Genomic DNA, 1935 nt, shown 5'->3' on the forward strand with positions numbered 1-1935 from the left:
GCTTGCCACACGGCGCGAGGGCCTGACGGCCTGACACAACACACGAGCAGTAACCCCTACCCACCCCAACGACTGGAGGAGGAGTTTCCTGAAGGCGGCGTAGCCCGGCACGTGAGTAACCCGCGAGTCCGCTACGCAACGGATTGCATCCGACTTGCGGCTTTAGATAGCGGAAGGCTCATCGGACGGACCTCTGTAATGCGGTACCCAACCCGCGGATATCAGCATGATCCGCCGTCGAGATGTACTGCTACGTCGCCCTCAGGAAATTCCAACAATATGAATTCGAGAAACTGAAAAACCGATCCCGATTGACACCGGGAGTCATATCAGCGGGTAGAATAGCGGCACTGCGAAGCACGGAAGCCGGTGAGAGCCCGGCGCGGTCGCGCCACTGTAATCGGCATTGCAATCCACAAGAGCCGAAAGCCAGACCTGAGCTTCGCACCATTCCTCTGCAATCGACTTTCGGGGCGCGTCACCCCAGGAGATGTCCATCATGACCGAAGCTGTTCTTGATCGCGCCGCGCAACCGGCGGCCCAGCCCACTCCCATTCCTTTGCGCGAACTGCTGCCGTGGGTCGTGTTCGGCGGCTTGCTGCTGTTGCTCGCGCTTTACTTCGTTGGTGCGGAACAGGGCGCGACGTCGCTCGTGCCCGGCATGTACGTGCATGAGTTCGTGCACGACGGCCGCCATCTGCTCGGCTTTCCCTGCCACTAACGGAGTTCGACATGGTAGGTAAATTGTTGGTGCGCGGGATGCTCGCGGGCATCGTCGCGGGCTTGCTCACGTTCGCGTTCGCGCGAATCGTCGGCGAACCACAGGTCGATCAGGCCATTTCATTCGAAGAAAAAGCGGCCGCCGCGCGCGGCGAGGCGCCCGAGCCCGAAATCGTGAGCCGTCAGACGCAGGCTGGCCTCGGCCTGCTGACTGGCGTGGTCACGTATGGCGCGGCATTTGGCGGGCTGTTCTCGCTGGTGTTTGCGTATGCGTATGGACGCTCGGGTACGTTGAGCGTGCGCGCGCTGTCCGCGTGGCTCGCGCTTGGCGCGTTCATCACGCTCGTGATCGTGCCGAATATCAAGTATCCGGCCAATCCGCCGTCGGTCGGTGATCCGGAGACGATCGGCACGCGCACGGGCCTGTTCTTTCTGATGATCGCGATTTCGCTCGCGACGATGGTGTTTTCGCTGAAGGTGCGGCGTCGCGCGGCGGCGAAGCTGGGTGCGTGGAACGGTTCGATCGTCGCGGGGCTCGTGTTCGTCGTGATCATCGCGGCCGTGCAACTGTCGATGCCGGTCATCAATGAAGTGCCGGCCGCGTTCCCGGCTGTGCTGCTGTGGAAGTTCCGCGTCGCGGCGATCGGCATGCAGGTGGTCATGTGGACGACGATCGGGCTGCTGTTTGGCGCGATGGTCGAGCGCAGCGCTTTTATGCGTACGAATGCGCGGGTGACGATGAAGTCCGCCTGATTATGACGGTGACACGCGGCCGCGCAAGCGGCCATGCTTCGCGCGCAACGCGCGAGAATGGTTTTGGATCAAGCACTTGCCGCGGTTGTGGAGCGGTTATCCACAGCCTTGCAAACATTTTCTGTGGAAAAGCTGCTTAACGGCTTTTCGCAACTCCACTCATTTCTCCCTTTCGCCGCGGCGCTCCGGAGAATTCAATTGGAAGCCTAACTAAATTGGAAGCCTAACTAATTCAGGTTGCACGCGGCGCTGCTCAATTTTTAAGCTCTTCAACTTTTTAAAATAAATTGTGAGAAGGGTATTGACGTGTTGTTGACCGCTCTCCATAATCTCGCTTCTCTGCTGCAGACGCAGCGACGCAAACGAAGCGGTGCCGGGTAGTGGTGGTTCAGGTGGTTCAGGCGCGGCGGGTTTGGCGGACCGATCTTTAAAAACTAACAGTCGATAAGTGTGGGCGCTTGA

The 1935-nt window shown here is 59.7% G+C and carries 3 protein-coding genes and 1 riboswitch; of the genes, 2 read left to right on the top strand and 1 reads right to left on the bottom strand.

Annotated elements, in window-relative coordinates:
• Positions 1-361: 361 nt before the first annotated feature.
• A riboswitch (cobalamin riboswitch) is annotated at positions 362-435 on the top strand.
• 64 nt (positions 436-499) lie between these two features.
• Positions 500-721, top strand: a complete 222-nt coding sequence (locus tag F6X40_RS41335; protein ID WP_184011521.1) for a CbtB domain-containing protein — start codon at positions 500-502, stop codon at positions 719-721.
• Between the two features lie 11 nt (positions 722-732).
• Complete coding sequence (locus F6X40_RS41340; RefSeq protein ID WP_187631872.1) at positions 733-1473, top strand: CbtA family protein; 741 nt, start codon at positions 733-735, stop codon at positions 1471-1473.
• 210 nt (positions 1474-1683) lie between these two features.
• Here the strand turns inward: F6X40_RS41340 and F6X40_RS42025 are convergent.
• Positions 1684-1935, bottom strand: a 252-nt coding sequence (locus F6X40_RS42025) for a hypothetical protein (RefSeq protein ID WP_222946316.1), incomplete at its 5' end; no start/stop codon positions are given.

This window comes from Paraburkholderia sp. UCT31, from assembly GCF_014397655.1.
Classification (GTDB): domain Bacteria; phylum Pseudomonadota; class Gammaproteobacteria; order Burkholderiales; family Burkholderiaceae; genus Paraburkholderia; species Paraburkholderia tuberum.

What these genes read in the sequence shown, in the direction of transcription:
- F6X40_RS41335 (WP_184011521.1), top strand. Translation starts at nt 500, where the DNA reads ATGACCGAAGCTGTTCTTGATCGCGCCGCGCAACCGGCGGCCCAGCCC.
- F6X40_RS41340 (WP_187631872.1), top strand. Translation starts at nt 733, where the DNA reads ATGGTAGGTAAATTGTTGGTGCGCGGGATGCTCGCGGGCATCGTCGCG.